Genomic DNA, 14,741 nt, shown 5'->3' with positions numbered 1-14,741 from the left:
TGACTGCCGCTGGACTTGCCAGCCACTTCCCATCTGTTCTATAACTGGAACGACAGTTCTATAACGTTAGTGAGGTGCGACCATGACGGGCGTACTGGCGCGTACGCAGGAAGGCGAGCGGTTCGCGATGCGCGATCCCGGGCCAGCGGGGCGGTTTGGAGGCTTTGGCGGCCGCTGGGTGCCGGAGTCGCTGGTGCCGGCGTGCCAGGACGTGGCTGAAGCGTTCGCCGAGGCATGGAGCGATCCGGGATTCCGGGGCAGCCTTACGCGGCTCCTGGCCGTGCACGTGGGTCGCCCCACGCCGGTGACACCGGCCGTACGCCTGTCGGCCGAGCTGGGTGTGACCGTCCTGCTCAAGCGTGAGGATCTGGCGCACACCGGCTCACACAAGATCAACAACGTGCTGGGGCAGGTGCTGCTCGCCCGGCGGATGGGCAAGAGGCGGCTGATCGCGGAGACGGGTGCCGGCATGCATGGTGTGGCCACCGCTACGGCGGGAGCGTTGCTGGGCTTGCCGGTCATGGTGTTCATGGGCGAGCGCGACATCGAGCGGCAGGCGCACAACGTCTTCCGGATGCGGCTGCTCGGCGCCGAGGTGGTCCCGGTTAGGGCGGGCAGCCGCACGCTCAAGGACGCGACCAGTGAAGCGATGCGCCACTGGGTGGGGGCGGCGGACGAGGCGTACTACTGCATGGGCTCGGTGACCGGGCCGCATCCCTACCCGTGGATGGTCCGGGAGTTCCAGCGCATCATCGGTGAGGAGGCCCGCGCCCAGTGCGCCGCCGAGCTGCCCACCGGCATCCCTGACTACGTGGTGGCGTGCGTGGGTGGTGGTTCCAACGCGGCCGGCACCTTCGCCGGATTCGCCGACACCGGCGCGCGGCTCGTGGGTGTCGAGGCGGTGGGCGGTGCCGGCGCGACCGGCGGCGAGGTCGGGATCCTGCACGGGTTCCGGTCGCTGTTCCTGCAGGATGCTCACGGGCAGGTCCGGGAGGCGCACTCGATCGCGGCCGGACTGGACTATCCAGGCGTCGGTCCCGAGCATGCCCATCTCCGCGACATCGGCCGGGCCCGCTATGTCACCTCCGGCGACGATGACGCGGTGGCGGCCGCTGTGCGGCTGTCCCGTACCGAGGGCATCGTGCCCGCTCTCGAGTCAGCGCATGCGGTGGCGTGGGTCCTGCGCGCCGCCGGGTCGGACGAGCTGCCTGCCGGATCGACCGTGCTGCTCACCCTTTCCGGCCGCGGTGACAAGGACGTCACCACCCTCATGACGCGTACGGGCGTGACCGCATGACCGAACGAAGTGAGGTCATGAACCAACACAGCACCACCCTGGAGCAGCACCTGCGTGCCCGCCGCGACAGTGGCCACAAGCTGCTGATGCCCTATCTGACCGGCGGCATCACGAAGGACTGGGTGGGATACCTGCAGACCTTCGCCGACGCCGGCGCCGACGCCATCGAGGTCGGCATTCCGTTCTCCGACCCGACCCTGGACGGCAAGACCATCCAGGAGGCGTCGGACGCGGCTCTCGCCCGCGGAGCCACGCCGTCCGGCATCCTCGACGCACTCGCGCGAGCAGGCGTGGGCGTGCCGATCGTCGTCAGCACCTACGCCAATCTGGTCCTGCGGACTGGTGCCGACCGGTTCTGCACGGCTCTGCGCGCAGCCGGTGTGAGTGGATTGATCGTTCCCGACCTGCCGCTGGAGGAGGCCGGCGACGTCGAGAGGGCCGCGGCCGGAGCCGGCGTGGAGCTCGCCCTGCTCGCCACTCCGGCCACGCCGGCCGAGCGGTTGGGTGAGATCGCGGCGCGCAGCCGGGGGTTCGTCTATGCGGTCTCAGTGATGGGTACGACGGGCGAACGGGAGGAACTCCCGGCCTCGGCGGCGCACCTTGCGACGCGGATCGGGCAGGCCACCGATCGGCCCGTACTCTTGGGCTTCGGCGTCTCCACGCCCGAACAGGCCACCGCCGCCGCCCGGTACGCCGACGGCGTGATCGTCGGCGCGGCGATCATGCGCCGGGTGCTCGACGGAGCCGGTCCTGCGGCGACAGGAGCGTACATCGGGGCGTTGCGCGTCGCGCTGGACACCGCGGACGGACCTGTGGGAGCCGCGGATCGACGCGGCTGAGACAGGCTTTTGAAATGGACTGGGGACGGACCGGACGAGGATGACCCACGACGTCAGACGCGAGGCGAGGTATCGCAGGATCGCCCGAGACCTCGAGGCAAAGATCCGGGCCGGACACTATGCACCCGGGGAGGCGCTGCCGCCGCAGCGTGAGCTCAGCAGCACCTACGGAGTCACCCTCATGACGCTGCGTCAGGCGTTGAGGCAACTCAGCGACGACGGACTGATCGTGCAGCGGCCCGGTCGCGGGACCTTCGTCTCGCCACCCCAGCTGGCGTACCAGCTCGGTTCCCTACGCAGCTTCGCCGACGACCTCCGCGACCAGGGCCATGACCTGCGTACGACAGTGGTGCAGCGAGCGGTGCGTCGCCTGCCTTCCCGCATCGCCCGGCAACTGCGCGCCCGCGTCACCGACACCGGTCTGCGACTGGAGCGGGTCCGTGAGTTCGCCGGCCGCCGGGCGATCCATCAGGTCTCCTGGGTGCGTCCACCACACGCCCAGGATCTCCGCGAGGTCGACTTCACGGCCGTCTCCCTCTACGCGTCCCTGGCCGATCTGGGCGTCGCGGTCGCTCAGGCGTCGGAGACGATCGGCCCGGACGTGCTCGGGGACGATGTTGCCCGCCACCTCGACGAGCCACCGGGGGTGCCGGTCCTCATCAGCGAACGGATCACCTACACAGCAGACGGCATCGCCATCGTCGCCGACCGGGCGACCATTCTCGGCAGCATGATGCAGATCACCACCCAGCGCGCCGCGAACGGCTTGTCCCTCCACTGGGCGGCCACCGGCTGACGCGCAGCCAACGCCCTCGGCGGTGGCGGGTCGCATGAGGTCCCCTCATCCGATGGAGGTTCGCATGAGGGCGCCCCTCATCCAGTGCAGGCTCGCGGCAGGTGCCCCTCATCCAAGGCAGGTTCGCGTCAAGCGCCCCACAAGCGCCTGACAGCAAATTCGGTCAAGCCGGCGGTCGATCCACTCGGCAGGATGGGGTCATGGGTTCCCGGCCGGACGTGTTCGCGGCGTTCCTCGACGTCCTGACGGAGGCGCTGGACGATCACGAGGCGACCGGTGCCGACCTGGCGGATCGGATGCACCTGTCGCGATTCCACCTTGACCGGGTGATCGCGGCGGCCGCCGGGGAGCCGCCGGCGCGGCTACGCCGACGCGTGCTGCTGGAACGCGCGGCCTACCACCTGGTGACCACGGCCCGGACAGTGCTCGACGTCGCCGTGGAGGCGGGGTACTCCACCCATGAGTCGTTCACCCGGGCCTTTGCCAGGGCGTACGGATCGCCACCCGCCCACTGGCGCAAGAGCCCCACCCGGATCCGGATCGAGGCGCCCAACGGCGTGCATTTCCATCCATCCGACAGCCTGCGGCTGCCGGCTCAGACGAAGGTGAGTGCCATGGACCTCCTTGTCCGCATGGTCGAACATCACATCTGGCTGCTCGGGGAGATGCTGACCCGTGCCGAAACGCTCCGCGACGACCAACTGGACGCACCGATCGAGATCTCGGTTGAGGGCGTCGACGACGAGCCGTCCCTGCGGTCGCTGCTGTCGCGGCTCGTCGGTCAACTGGAGATGTGGAGTGCCGCGATACAGGGACGGGCGTACGACTTCGCCGTCGAACGCGGCGAGAGCATCCCACACATGCGTACCCGCCTGGCCGACGTGGGCCCGGAGTTTCTTGCGCAGGTACGCGAGACCTGCGCGCAAGGTCGCCTTGACGAGGCGATCGTGTGCCCCGGTGACCGGGTGGAGGTCTACACGTTCGGCGCCGTCATCGCCCACGTCCTGACCTTCGCCGCCCATCGCCGCACGCTCGCGGCTGGCGCGCTGCACGATGCGGGCTTCACCGACCTGGACAGCGGCGATCCCATTCGGTGGATCACCCAGCATGCCTGACACCCATGGCGCGCAACGCCTCGTCCGCCGCCGGGCCCACTAGATTCGGGGGCATGTCCGAGGTGGAGCAGACGAGCGACCATTGGACGGCAAGACTTCCGAAGAAGCGGATGGCCGCCGGCGCCTTGTTCTTCGACAAGGATGGCCGGGTACTGCTCGTCGAGCCCACCTATACCCCGGGCTGGGACTATCCCGGCGGAGTCGTGGAAGCGAACGAGACCCCGTACGTCGCGGCATGCCGGGAGATCGAGGAGGAGCTCGGACTCTCCACGAAGCTGGGCGCACTGTTGGCCGCCGACTGGGAGCCCGCCCGCGACGAGATCCCGTTGGAAGGCTTCGGAGTGGTGTTCGACGGCGGGGTGCTGTCCGACGACGAGATCGCTCGGATCCGGCTTCCCGCAGAGGAACTGCATCGCTTTGGCTTCTTCACACCCGCCGAAGCCGCTGAGTTGCTCCCGGCGCATCTCTGGCGCCGGGTGTCGGCAGCGATGCGCGCTCGCGACGATGCGACAGCGGTCTACCTGGATGACGGCTATCCGGTGAGGTGAACCGACCCGGTTGGCTCCTTGGAGGTTTGCGGCAAGTGGTGCAGGCCGGTGCTTTCGTGCGTTACCGCATGAAGCCGGGGTCAGGCATCCCCTCTGGGAACCGCACGAGCGCCTCCGCCGTGAGGTTGGCGAGCCGCTCCACCGCACTGACCACGTGGCTCGTCGGCCACCCCACCCGCGCCCAGTAGACACCGATCGCGCCGACCGGCGCCGGCATCAGGATCGGAGTAATGAGCATGCTGCGCACGAAGGTCGGCCGGTAGGCCTCCTGCGGAATCCGCTCATCCTTCTCGGTGTCAGGAACGATCGCGGTCTCCTTGGCCAGCATCGCCCAACCGCTGATGCAGTCGGTGACGGGGAAGCGCTGCCCCTTCCACAGAGGACTCATCGCGTCCTCGTCGGCGTAGTAGCACATGTCCGATTCAAGGAGAACAAATGTGGCTCCCTGTGCGCGGGCAGCCCTGCGCGCGGACACCTTCACGATCTGTTGAACATCCTCGAGACGCTCTGCCGCATCGAGCTGACGGGCGACATGGTCGAGGAGCACCACACTCTCGGTCATCACGAACCCTGCCTCACAAGCTGAACCCACCATCGCTTCCGACAATAACCCTCACCTGCGGGTCGTCCGGAATCGGACCGCAACCCTTGACGCCCCGCCCTCGGTGCGGGCAGCGTGGGGACGCCGCAGAACGCACATTTGCCCCACCACGAAAGCGAAAGACTCTCCTCGGACGGCAACGCCGGCACGGAAGTCACCGGATCGATGGAGATCGCGAACGCCAAGTGAAGGGTTTGCGTCACATGGCAGCAGAGGAAACGTCGGCCGGGCCGTCGAGCCCGTCGGTTCCCGAGGGCCCGTCGATTCCCAAGGGTTTCAAGGGATACGTACAGTTCACCGGCCCCGGCCTGCTGGTGGCGATGGCCTGGCTCAGTGCCGGTGACCTCGTGACGGCCTCCGTCTCCGGCGCGGACTATGGCTACGCCCTGATCTGGGCGCTCGTCATATCCCTGGTCGCGCGGTACTTCTTCGTTTCGGCGATCGGGAAATACATCCTCGCCAACAACGAGGAAAGCGACTCGATCATGGCCGGCTTCCGCCGCCTCTGGCGTGGCCTGCCGATCCTCATGGGCGCGGTCGCCTTCGTCGTCGGCTTCATCGTCCAGACCTACATCATCAAGGGCGCCGCCGCTGCTCTCTACAACCTGGCCGGACGCCCGGGCGACTCGGGATGGGGCGTCTTCGTCGTCGCCATTCTGCTGGTCGGGCTGACGACCGCGATGCTCCTGGCCGGACGCCAGTACAAGGTGCTCGAACTCCTGGCCCGGCTGTCCGTGGTCGCGCTGCTCGTGACATTCATGATCATCGTTGCGCTGCGCGGATTCGACGCCATGGAGCTGCTGCGTGGATTGGTCTTCCAGGTTCCCGAGGACGCGGGAGGCTTCCGGTCAATCGTCATCGTGGCCGCGATCATCGGCGCCGTCGGCGGATCGGCCGCCAACCTCCTCTATCCGTACTTCCTGCGCGACAAGGGCTGGAACCGTCCGGAGTACCGCAAGCTGCAGATCGTCGACCTGCTCATCGGCATCGTGGCCATGGTCATCATCAACCTCGCCGTCTGGATCATGGCGGCGGAAACCCTGCAGGGCCGTGACTTCAGCATCCAGGACGAGAACGACCTGGCCCAGATGATGCACCTGGGAATCGGCGCGCCAGGGCCGGTTCTGCTGTGGCTGGGGCTGTTCTTCGTGACCTTCAACTCGTTTCCCGCATATTCGTACGGCTTCACCAAGGTGTTGCTCGACGGCGTTCGCCACACGTTCCCTCGGGTGTCGGACCCCGCGGATGACCTGGAACGCATACCCGGGTTCCGGTGGCTCCAGATCGGTGTGCTCCTCTGCCTGCCGTTGCTGTTCTCGTTGCCGATGGCGCCGAACTTCGTCGTGTTGACGATCGCCGGTCAGGCCCTCCAGGCGTTGACCGGGCCGATCATCATCGTCGGGATCATCATCCTCACCAGCAGTCGCCGGTTCATGATGGCTGCGTACGTCAACAAGTGGTGGGAGACGCTGGCTTTGCTGCTCATCGGCGCCATCGGCCTGTGGGCGACGTTCGGCACGATCAGGAGTTTCTTCGGCTGAGGACCATTTTGCCTGAACGGCGTACAGTGTTCTGGCGTTTCGAGCAGGATGCGCCTCATGGGCGATGGCACTCCTCGGTCTCCGGCCGGCCGCTCGCCTGCGACACTTCGCCGGTGGCGCCGCATGCTGGCTGACGAAAGGGAGGAAGCCAGGGTCTACCGTGAGCTGGCCGGCCGCAGCGACGGTGAGGAACGCCAGATCCTGCTCGGTCTGGCAGACGCCGAAACACGCCACGCGGCCTACTGGGAACGCCTCCTCGGCGAGGACGTCGGCCCGCCCCAACGTGGCTCACCCAGGATGCGGCTGCTGGCCCACCTCGCGCGGCGGTTCGGCTGGCTGTTCGTCCTGGTCCTCATGCAGCATGCGGAGAGCCGGTGGCGCTATGCGGCCGACGCCGATGTCCCGGCGGCGATGGCGGCCGACGAACGGATCCACGCCGAGGTCGTCCGGGGTCTTGCCGCCCGGGGGCGGGCCAGACTGTCCGGCACGTTGCGCGCCTCGGTCTTCGGAGCCAACGACGGCCTGGTGAGCAACATCTCCCTTGTCCTCGGCGTGATCGGCGGCGGTGCGAGCAGCCGGAGCGTCCTGCTCGCAGGACTCGCCGGGCTGCTCGCGGGCGCGCTGTCGATGGCCGCCGGCGAGTACATCTCGGTGAGTTCCCAGCGTGAGCTTCTGGCCGCGTCGCGACCCGACGACCAGGCAAGGATCTCCGTGGCACAGCTCGACGTCGACGCCAATGAGCTCGCCCTCGTCTACCGGGCCAGGGGTATCCCCGCCGACGAAGCGGAGCGCCGGGCGGACGCGGTGTTGCATCGCCAGTCCGTTGGGCCGGCACCGCCGACCCGTGCGGGAATCGACGGCACCGATGTCGTGGGAAGTGGCCTCGGTGCAGCGATCTCGAGTTTCGTCTTCTTCGCCGTCGGCGCGTTCATACCGGTGCTCCCGTTCCTGCTCGGAATGCAGGAACTGACGGCCGTGCTCGTCGCCGGGGTACTCACCGGTGTCGCGCTGATGATCGCGGGCGCGACGGTCGGGGTGCTGTCGGGCGCGTCCCCACTGCGACGCGCCCTGCGCCAGTTGGCGATCGGAGTCACCGCGGCGACAGCGACCTATCTGCTGGGCCTGGCGTTCGGCACGATTGTCGGCTGAACGAGTCGGATCGAGCGGCCTACCGCCGGGCCTTTTCCTTGCTCCTACGCTCTTCTGAGCGCCGCTGCCGCGGTGGACGTGCCCGACGCTTCTCGTCCGGCTCTTCCTCGCCCTCTTGCTCCTCCTCTTCCTCGGCGCGAGGTTCCCTTTCCTCACGTTCCTCCTCGCCGGTCGGCTCCTCGCGCTCCTCGCCTTCACCTTCCGGCTCTTCGCCACCCTCGCGTTCCTTCTCCGCCTTGACGACCTCGTCGTGGTCGCGGACTATCTCGCCGTCGCGGACCTCGCCACGCCAGCCGTTGTCGGCATCCTCTTCCTCGGCCTGCATCATCGCGTAGCGACGGAAGAGTTTGAGGTCCAGGCGTGCTCGTCGACCTGGTGCCCGCCAGAGGTTGGCGGTCTTCTCGAAGAATCCGTGCGGAGTGTACTCGAGCACGACAAGGATCTTGGTGAGCTCGTCCTCGAGGGGGTGGAAACTGACCGTCCCGTTGACTTCCGTCTGGCCCTCCGTCCGCCAGGTGATGCGTTCGTCGGGTATCTGCTCGGTGATCGTGGCCTTCCAGCTCCGGTTGGACCAGGCGACCTTCGCCTTCCAGTTGCTCTGCGTACGGTCCCCCTCGTCCACGTCGACGCTCTGAGCACCCTTGGACCAGCGCGGGAACTGGTCGAACTGCGTCCAGTGGTTGTACGCCACTCTCAGGGGGACGCCGACGTTGAGGTCCTCGACGATGTTCATCGACTTCCGCCCGGATCCGCCGCCTTTGCCGCCGCCCTTGAACATGGACTTCACCTTCTCCCCCACACTTTTCACGCCGGCCTTCGCCATCGCCTTTCCAGGTGACGCACCACCGAGGGTCTCCTTCAACGTTCCCGCGAGCAGACCGCCGGGACTCGCCTTGCCCTCAGCCACATCGGAGAGCCCACGCGTCATCCCTCCGATCTTGCCGCCGAGACCCTGAATCATCCGCTGCGCCTTCGCGGAGACGTACTGCTGACCTTCGTCGAGCAGTCGCTGAGTCGCCGGGTTCTTCGCCGCGGCCTTGCGTACCCCGTCGCCGATGTCGGACAGGTTGGCTTGACCACGTTTCCCCTTGGCCGCTGTCTCGCTCATGTCGTCCCCCTCATTCGGATTCAGTCGCGGTCGCCGCGAGAGCCGGCACCCGCGGGCGTACGACGTCCTCGGGTACGGGACATGCGGTCCGCCGCGCTCCGGGTTTTCGGGCGGGTTGGTTGGGTCGGTGGACGGCGCCGCCGCGGGCGCTGCTCGTCCTCCCGTTCCTCGCCCTGCTGCCCGCGGTCCTCGCCGCGATCCCCCTCATCACCTTCACGCTCGTCGCGATCCCCCTCGTCGCCTTCACGCTCGGCGCGGCCTTCCGTGTCCTCAGACTCGTCCTCTGCCGACCGCTTCGACTTGCCGTCCGGTGAGGGCTCCTCGGACTCGGCGCCGGTGAGCTTCGACGTCCGCTGATGCAACCCGTCCGCCAGTTTGTTGAGTGGTGCGCTGAGCACCGCACCCGCGGCCGAGCGCCCCGTCGACACCAACTCGCCACGAATCTCCTCGCGGATCTGGCCGAACTGCGCTGACTCCGCGATCCGTTCCATCGCCTCCCTGCCGAGGGAACGTACGTTGAGCCGCTTACCGACCAGCACAGATCCCAACAGGAGAGCCATCTTCGCCTTCTTGCGCCGGCCGAGCACGTACCCTCCGACCACGGCGGCGCCAATCTTCGTCGAGGTGTTCATCAACGCTCCTCCTCCTGACGCTTCGTTTCTATTCCCCCGCTGCGCGTGCGTCGGCCTCCTCGAGCAGGTCGAGAAGTTCGTCCTCTCGCTCGTCGAACTCCTCCGGGGTGAGCACGCCGTCATCGAGGGCTTGCGAGAGTTCCTGAAGCTCGGCTCGGATCCGCGCCGGGTCGTAGTACTCGTCCTCACCCACGTCGGCGATTCGCCTCGCCACCCAGCCGATCCCCCGCGCCGGTGCCAACGGAAGGGTAAGAAGTCCCGTCACCAGTCCCATCCGCTGCTCACCCCTCCTGCGCACCTACGAAGCTGTACGGAGGTAGCGGGCCGATCCGCTGCAGCCGGACGTCCGGACCGAGCCACGCGTCGAGCCGATCCACCGCGTCGACGAACTCCGCCGTTCGGTTCCGGTCCACGAGAAAGCTCGCATTGACGGCGGCCCCCTTGACCGGCGGACCCGGAACACTCCGCTCGGCCAACGGTTCGAGCGCTTCGTACATGTGCTTTCCGATGTGGTCATACCGCGTCTGGATGGCCTGCGCGACATACTCACCCAGTTGGATCCGGTCCTCGATCGACGTGGCGGGTTGGGTGCGGAGGCGGCGGATCGTCGGGTCGGTGGTCGCGACCTCCCGGACCATCTCGTCCTCGTCGCAGAACACCTTGATGTTGATCTCGATCCGACCCTCGAGCTCGGCGAGCAGGGCGAGGTGTGCCTCGCCGTCCTCGATCAGCTCTTCGCGCAGGCTTTCCTCGTCCCGGGCAATCACACCGAACCGCATCGGCAGGACGGTGCCCTGCGTGGTCATCGCATCAAGGACGCGTTGGTGAGCCGTCACGTCTCTGCGCTTGGCCCGCAGTTCGGTGGGTGCGTCGCTGACGACGGCTGCCACTTGCCCGGCATCCAGCCTGCGCAGCCTTGTCGGTGGTTCGCCGACACCCTCGACCTCCTCAAAGTGGCAGGGGTGTTCGGCGCCGACGATGCCGTAGACGTACGTGGCTTCTGACCGGGTCGCGCGCGGTTCGGTCGGGTCAGTCATCGCGCCGCTCCGATCGTTCACGGCTACTCCCGCGCGGACGCGGGATCTCCTCACGTTCCCGTTCGTCTTCGTCCTCGCCGCCGCCGCGGCCCTTGCGGAACGCCTCGGTGAACGTCTCGGCGGCTCCGCTCAGTGCACCCTTCGTCTTGCCGCTCGCCCCCTGCTCTGACAGCTCGCCGACGAACTCGGGAAGCTGCCGGGGTTTCTTCTCGGAGAGATCAAGACGGTTCACCGCTTCGGCAAAGCGCAGATAGGTGTCGACACTCGCGATGACGACCCGGATGTCGATGGTGAGCAGTTCGATGCCCACGAGCGACACCCGGATGTAGGCATCGATGACAAGACCCTTGTCCAGGATGAGTTCGAGAACGTCGTACAGGCTGCTCGAGTGGCCCCGGCCGACCCCTCCTGAGCCCTGGTGCGGCATGACAGTCATGGGTGAGCCCTTCTTCCTGAATCAGTCAACGGCATGCCCAGGTCGAGATCCCGGGCCGAACCAATGGGGGGCGGATGGCGACGTTGCCGACCAACGAAGTCGGTGAGTTCCGCCGTCTGCTGCTCCAGCGCCATCAATGACCGGCCAAGCCGTTCCACTTCGGCCTCGGTGAGGGTGCCGGCATCCATCCGACGCAACGCCTGGCGTTCCAGAAGCTGTCGCACGATGTCGACGAGAACGACGACGAGCCCGGCGATGCCTGCCTGGCGGTTGTCGTCTCCTTCCGCCCGGTTTCCCGACGAGTCGCCACCGGTGAGATCGTTCGCGGTACGAATCAGAGAGGCGGTCTCTTCGCCGTTCATGGCGGGCACAGTCCGTTCGGGCACAGTCCGTTCGGGCACAGTCCGTTCGGGCACAGTCCGTTCGGGCACAGTCCGTTCGGGCACAGTCCGTTCGGGCACAGTCCCTTCGGGCACAGGCCGACCGGACGTAGGCCCTACGGACGCGGGCATTTCGCGGAACGGTGCGTTGCTGTCGAGGACCTCATCGCTGGCGCGGACCTCTGCCTCGCGGGGAACCGCTTCGCGTCGCTGCCCGGCTGCCAGGTGTCGGCTCTGCTGGGCGGAACTGTCCGGGCGCAACGTGTTGACCGATGCCAGCAGGAGCCGGAGATCGAGTCTCACCAGGTCGACACCCGCGAGGGTGAGCAGCACCGTCCCGTCGAGGTAGGCACCCGCGTCGAGGAGCCGGTCGAGAACGTCGACCAGCGAGCCGTCGTCGAGCGCGAGCCGGCGGTCGCTCATGACACCACCCCTTGCCGGGTAGGTGTTTTCGTTGCTCCGGCGTCTCCGGGCTCTCGCCTGGAGGGGATCCCCGACGCCTTCTCCTCCACCGGTACCGGCTCATCCGTACGCATCGATACGAAGTGGTACGGCGGCCACGGACCGGTGACCTCCAGGCGCAGGCCCTCCTCCGCGTGGCGCGAACCGAGGAGGTCCAACGCTTCGTGGAAACGGGTCTCCGCCGAGTGCGGTACGAGATAGACGGCGTCGAACGCCAGAGCAGCGGAATCTCCCTGCCGTGAGGCCGCGCGGATGACCGTCTCTCTGGCATGCGGTGACAGTGCATCGTCGATCTGGGCCGCCATCTCTGCGCGCAGTTCGCGGGAGTGCGTGCGCGCCTCCGCTGCCGCTTGCCTGCGCCTCATCCATTGCGTACCGTCCGGCGCCTCCGGCCCGCCCGTCGCAACGGATTCCGCACTCGAGTCATCGGCCAGCGGACCCGTGGCGTGAGCTTTGACGCCCCACTCGGCGGCACCGTCGAGGCGGTCGAGTTCGCACCGGATTTCGTCTGCCCGGGCGTGCAGTACGCGACGCACATGATCGCGACTCGGATAGAGCGCGCCGAACCTGAACGGCAGCGCGGTGGCATGGCGGCACACGCGGTCCAGCACGTTCTCGTGCGCGCGGACCGACTTGTTCAGCCAGCCTTCCGCGCTGAGGTCCGGTTCGTCGCCGCTGGCGCGGAACCCGCGGAGGGGAACCTCGGCGGTGACGGCGGCGAGATCGTCCGTGGTGACCAACTGCACAGGTCGCGCTTCGACGCCGGCGATACCGTCCGCGATCACGCCTGCCACGTCGTCCTTTCTGGCGATGGCGTAGAGGTACCAGGCGGTCTCGCCCGCGAGTTCGCCCGGAGCGGCCGGAGCGGCCGATGCGGCTGGAGCGGCCTGAGTGGCCGGCGCGGCTGGCGCGGCTGGAGCGGCCCGTGCGGCTGGAGCGGCCGGCGCGGGCGGCGAACGCTGCGGTGGCGGCGCCGTGGAAGGTCGCGCCGCAAGCCACTGTGCGACGGCGGCACGGTACTCCTGGGCGAGCTGACGGGCGAGTTCGTCGCACACGAGGTCCCTGGCACGCCGATCGGCGTCCGCCACGAGCGACTCGATCTCCTGCACGGAGGGCGGCCGTCCAGTCAGATGAGCATCACCCATCGGACGCTCCGTTCCCACGACGCGTCGATGCCGCCCGGACCTGCCGGTGCTCGCCGGTCGACGACCCCTCCGGCTCGGGCAGGCCGGCCGCCGCCACCTGGCGTTCCAACTGCTCGATGCGGCTCTTCAGCTCCTGATTTTCCCGTTCCAGTTGGTTGTTTCCGGTCAGGAAGGGATCGGCGGTCCACCAGTCGATCCCCATGTCCCGAGCAGTGTCGACCGAGGCGATCAACAGCCGTACCTTGAGCGTCAGAAGCTCGATGTCGAGAACATTCACCATGATGTCGCCGGCGATGACGACTCCCTTGTCGAGCACCCTTTCAAGAATGTCGGCCAACGAGTCGTTGGAACGCGACACGGGCGCCGTGCCGGTTCTGCGGTATTCGGGCCGAGCAGTCACAGTTCACCCGCCTGATTACGCGGATAGCGGCGAGTGCGGTGATAGGAGAGGACATTGCCGTCCTCGTCGGTTCGCGTCTCATAGCTCGCCAGCACACTTGTCGAGTCAGGTATCCGGTCGAGTTCGACGATCTCGACCTGGAAAAGCCACCCATCCTCGTCGTGTTCCAGGCGGGAGACGCCTTCGACCGCACGACTGGTGAGCATGGAGAGCTGGTCCATCGCCTTCCGGGACACTGTCACCGGACTGCGATCACCAGACGTACCACCACGTCGTCCACGTTCGTGCTCCCGACCGGTGTCATGCCTCCGTCCGTCCGCCATCGCAAGCCCTCTTCCGCGTTGGCTCGTCGACGTACGCTTCGACGTTTCCGCCCGCGATGCGCCTGAGGAATTCCTCTACCTCTTTCGACCCACGTTACGCAGCAGGTAGTGAACTTTCGACCGGCGCTTCCCGCTAACTATCTCCGGGACAGCGAGAAAATAGGGAAAGCGGTCGCGGGGACCGGACATGTCTTTGCTTGGCGACTCTTCCGGAAATTCCTCGCTATGGCGTGGTGAAGTTCACCGGCATTCGACGAGTGCGGGGTGGCGCGGATTGTCGAGCAGGACCACGACGTCGGCCTGCCGGCTCGGTTCAGCCTCGACCTCATACCGGCCGTATGCAGGCAGTGTCCACCGCTCCTCCTCTGGCGTACCGCGGGCGAGCGCGGACGGCGACAACGCCAGGTGCACGCTCAGGTCGGCGGGCAGGCCACATCCCAGCAGGAGTGAACCACTGACCAGGACCACACCGCCCGGTGGAACGGCGACATACTCCGAGCGGTACGCCCGGTCGAGCGCCGCATCATGGCGCGCCGGAAGGATGCGCCCGGTGCCGCCCGCCGCCAACGGTGCGAACACCTCCCGGACCAGCGCGCCGGTGTCGAGCCAGTCCTCGTACATCACGTCGGGGTCGTCCCGGCCGCGTTCGAACCGGAGCGACGCCGGGCGGAGGTAGTCCTCGGCGGACACCTGCACGACGGGGCGCCCCCGCGTGCGCAGGGGGTCGACCAGCGCGCCGGCCCATTCCCGCGGCCGCGTGGGCGGGCTGCCATCGACAAGCACCCGAACCCAGCTGTCGCGCGGCCGGTCGTCGATGGCGTCCACGACCTCCGCGACGAGCCGGTCAGGGGTGAGCGGACGGACGTGCATGCCCCCATTCTCGTCGACCATCTGGGCCGGATCCCGCGCGGCCAGTTCGTTCGCCGGCCACG

The 14,741-nt window shown here is 67.6% G+C and carries 18 protein-coding genes; 7 read left to right on the top strand and 11 right to left on the bottom strand.

Features of this window, described 5'->3' with window-relative positions; translation table 11 throughout:
* The first annotated feature begins 82 nt into the window (after positions 1-82).
* The 5 genes from trpB to ABNF93_RS27160 all read left to right on the top strand — a co-directional run bounded on the left by trpB (position 83) and on the right by ABNF93_RS27160 (position 4,595).
* Complete coding sequence (gene trpB, locus ABNF93_RS27180; RefSeq protein ID WP_502877631.1) at positions 83-1,297, top strand: tryptophan synthase subunit beta; 1,215 nt, start codon at positions 83-85, stop codon at positions 1,295-1,297.
* Positions 1,294-2,136: a tryptophan synthase subunit alpha gene (gene trpA, locus ABNF93_RS27175; RefSeq protein WP_349331036.1), complete on the top strand. Its 843-nt coding sequence runs from the start codon at positions 1,294-1,296 to the stop codon at positions 2,134-2,136. Before trpB ends, trpA begins: the two co-directional genes overlap by 4 nt.
* Positions 2,137-2,176: 40 nt before the next feature.
* A complete protein-coding gene (locus tag ABNF93_RS27170; protein ID WP_349331035.1) occupies positions 2,177-2,932 on the top strand; it encodes a GntR family transcriptional regulator in 756 nt (251 codons plus the stop codon).
* A gap of 200 nt (positions 2,933-3,132) precedes the next feature.
* Positions 3,133-4,047 carry a helix-turn-helix domain-containing protein gene (locus tag ABNF93_RS27165; RefSeq protein ID WP_349331034.1) on the top strand — a complete coding sequence of 305 codons (915 nt, stop codon included), beginning with the start codon at positions 3,133-3,135 and terminating at the stop codon, positions 4,045-4,047.
* Between the two features lie 53 nt (positions 4,048-4,100).
* Positions 4,101-4,595 (top strand): NUDIX domain-containing protein, encoded by a 495-nt coding sequence (locus tag ABNF93_RS27160; protein ID WP_349331033.1) that lies wholly within the window; start codon positions 4,101-4,103, stop codon positions 4,593-4,595.
* A gap of 61 nt (positions 4,596-4,656) precedes the next feature.
* Here the strand turns inward: ABNF93_RS27160 and ABNF93_RS27155 are convergent, their stop codons facing one another.
* The gene (locus tag ABNF93_RS27155; protein WP_349331032.1) at positions 4,657-5,157 is read right to left on the bottom strand and encodes a GAF domain-containing protein; all 501 of its coding nucleotides are present in this window, start codon (positions 5,155-5,157) and stop codon (positions 4,657-4,659) included.
* A 242-nt stretch (positions 5,158-5,399) separates the two neighbouring features.
* Between ABNF93_RS27155 and ABNF93_RS27150 the strand changes: the two genes are divergently transcribed.
* Both ABNF93_RS27150 and ABNF93_RS27145 read left to right on the top strand, forming a co-directional pair.
* Positions 5,400-6,737 (top strand): Nramp family divalent metal transporter, encoded by a 1,338-nt coding sequence (locus ABNF93_RS27150; protein WP_349331031.1) that lies wholly within the window; start codon positions 5,400-5,402, stop codon positions 6,735-6,737.
* A 123-nt stretch (positions 6,738-6,860) separates the two neighbouring features.
* Positions 6,861-7,886, top strand: coding sequence for a VIT1/CCC1 transporter family protein (locus tag ABNF93_RS27145; protein ID WP_349331030.1), 1,026 nt, complete (start codon positions 6,861-6,863; stop codon positions 7,884-7,886).
* A gap of 19 nt (positions 7,887-7,905) precedes the next feature.
* On the opposite strand, the gene ABNF93_RS27140 is transcribed toward ABNF93_RS27145, so the two are convergent.
* From ABNF93_RS27140 to ABNF93_RS27095, 10 genes are all read right to left on the bottom strand, one after another.
* On the bottom strand, positions 7,906-8,994 hold the full coding sequence (locus ABNF93_RS27140) for an SRPBCC family protein (RefSeq protein ID WP_349331029.1): 1,089 nt from the start codon (positions 8,992-8,994) through the stop codon (positions 7,906-7,908).
* Positions 8,995-9,014: 20 nt separating this feature from the next.
* Complete coding sequence (locus tag ABNF93_RS27135) at positions 9,015-9,626, bottom strand: hypothetical protein (protein WP_349331028.1); 612 nt, start codon at positions 9,624-9,626, stop codon at positions 9,015-9,017.
* Positions 9,627-9,654: 28 nt separating this feature from the next.
* Positions 9,655-9,900 (bottom strand): gas vesicle protein GvpG, encoded by a 246-nt coding sequence (locus ABNF93_RS27130; RefSeq protein ID WP_349331027.1) that lies wholly within the window; start codon positions 9,898-9,900, stop codon positions 9,655-9,657.
* 7 nt (positions 9,901-9,907) lie between these two features.
* Positions 9,908-10,663, bottom strand: a complete 756-nt coding sequence (locus tag ABNF93_RS27125) for a GvpL/GvpF family gas vesicle protein (protein WP_349331026.1) — start codon at positions 10,661-10,663, stop codon at positions 9,908-9,910.
* A complete protein-coding gene (locus ABNF93_RS27120) occupies positions 10,656-11,099 on the bottom strand; it encodes a gas vesicle structural protein GvpA (RefSeq protein ID WP_502877630.1) in 444 nt (147 codons plus the stop codon). Before ABNF93_RS27120 ends, ABNF93_RS27125 begins: the two co-directional genes overlap by 8 nt.
* Positions 11,096-11,902, bottom strand: a complete 807-nt coding sequence (gene gvpJ, locus ABNF93_RS27115) for a gas vesicle protein GvpJ (protein WP_349331025.1) — start codon at positions 11,900-11,902, stop codon at positions 11,096-11,098. Before gvpJ ends, ABNF93_RS27120 begins: the two co-directional genes overlap by 4 nt.
* Positions 11,899-13,086: a GvpL/GvpF family gas vesicle protein gene (locus ABNF93_RS27110; protein ID WP_349331024.1), complete on the bottom strand. Its 1,188-nt coding sequence runs from the start codon at positions 13,084-13,086 to the stop codon at positions 11,899-11,901. The genes gvpJ and ABNF93_RS27110 overlap by 4 nt, the downstream gene beginning before the upstream one ends.
* Complete coding sequence (locus ABNF93_RS27105) at positions 13,079-13,444, bottom strand: gas vesicle protein (RefSeq protein ID WP_349331121.1); 366 nt, start codon at positions 13,442-13,444, stop codon at positions 13,079-13,081. The genes ABNF93_RS27110 and ABNF93_RS27105 overlap by 8 nt, the downstream gene beginning before the upstream one ends.
* Before the next feature lie 38 nt (positions 13,445-13,482).
* Positions 13,483-13,809, bottom strand: a complete 327-nt coding sequence (gene gvpO / locus ABNF93_RS27100) for a gas vesicle protein GvpO (RefSeq protein WP_349331023.1) — start codon at positions 13,807-13,809, stop codon at positions 13,483-13,485.
* Between the two features lie 240 nt (positions 13,810-14,049).
* Positions 14,050-14,679 carry a nucleoside/nucleotide kinase family protein gene (locus ABNF93_RS27095; RefSeq protein WP_349331022.1) on the bottom strand — a complete coding sequence of 210 codons (630 nt, stop codon included), beginning with the start codon at positions 14,677-14,679 and terminating at the stop codon, positions 14,050-14,052.
* Positions 14,680-14,741 lie beyond the last annotated feature (62 nt).

The organism is Actinopolymorpha sp. B9G3 (genome assembly GCF_040120725.1).
Classification (GTDB): domain Bacteria; phylum Actinomycetota; class Actinomycetes; order Propionibacteriales; family Actinopolymorphaceae; genus Thermasporomyces.
This window is presented reverse-complemented; position numbering and strand designations above follow the sequence as displayed.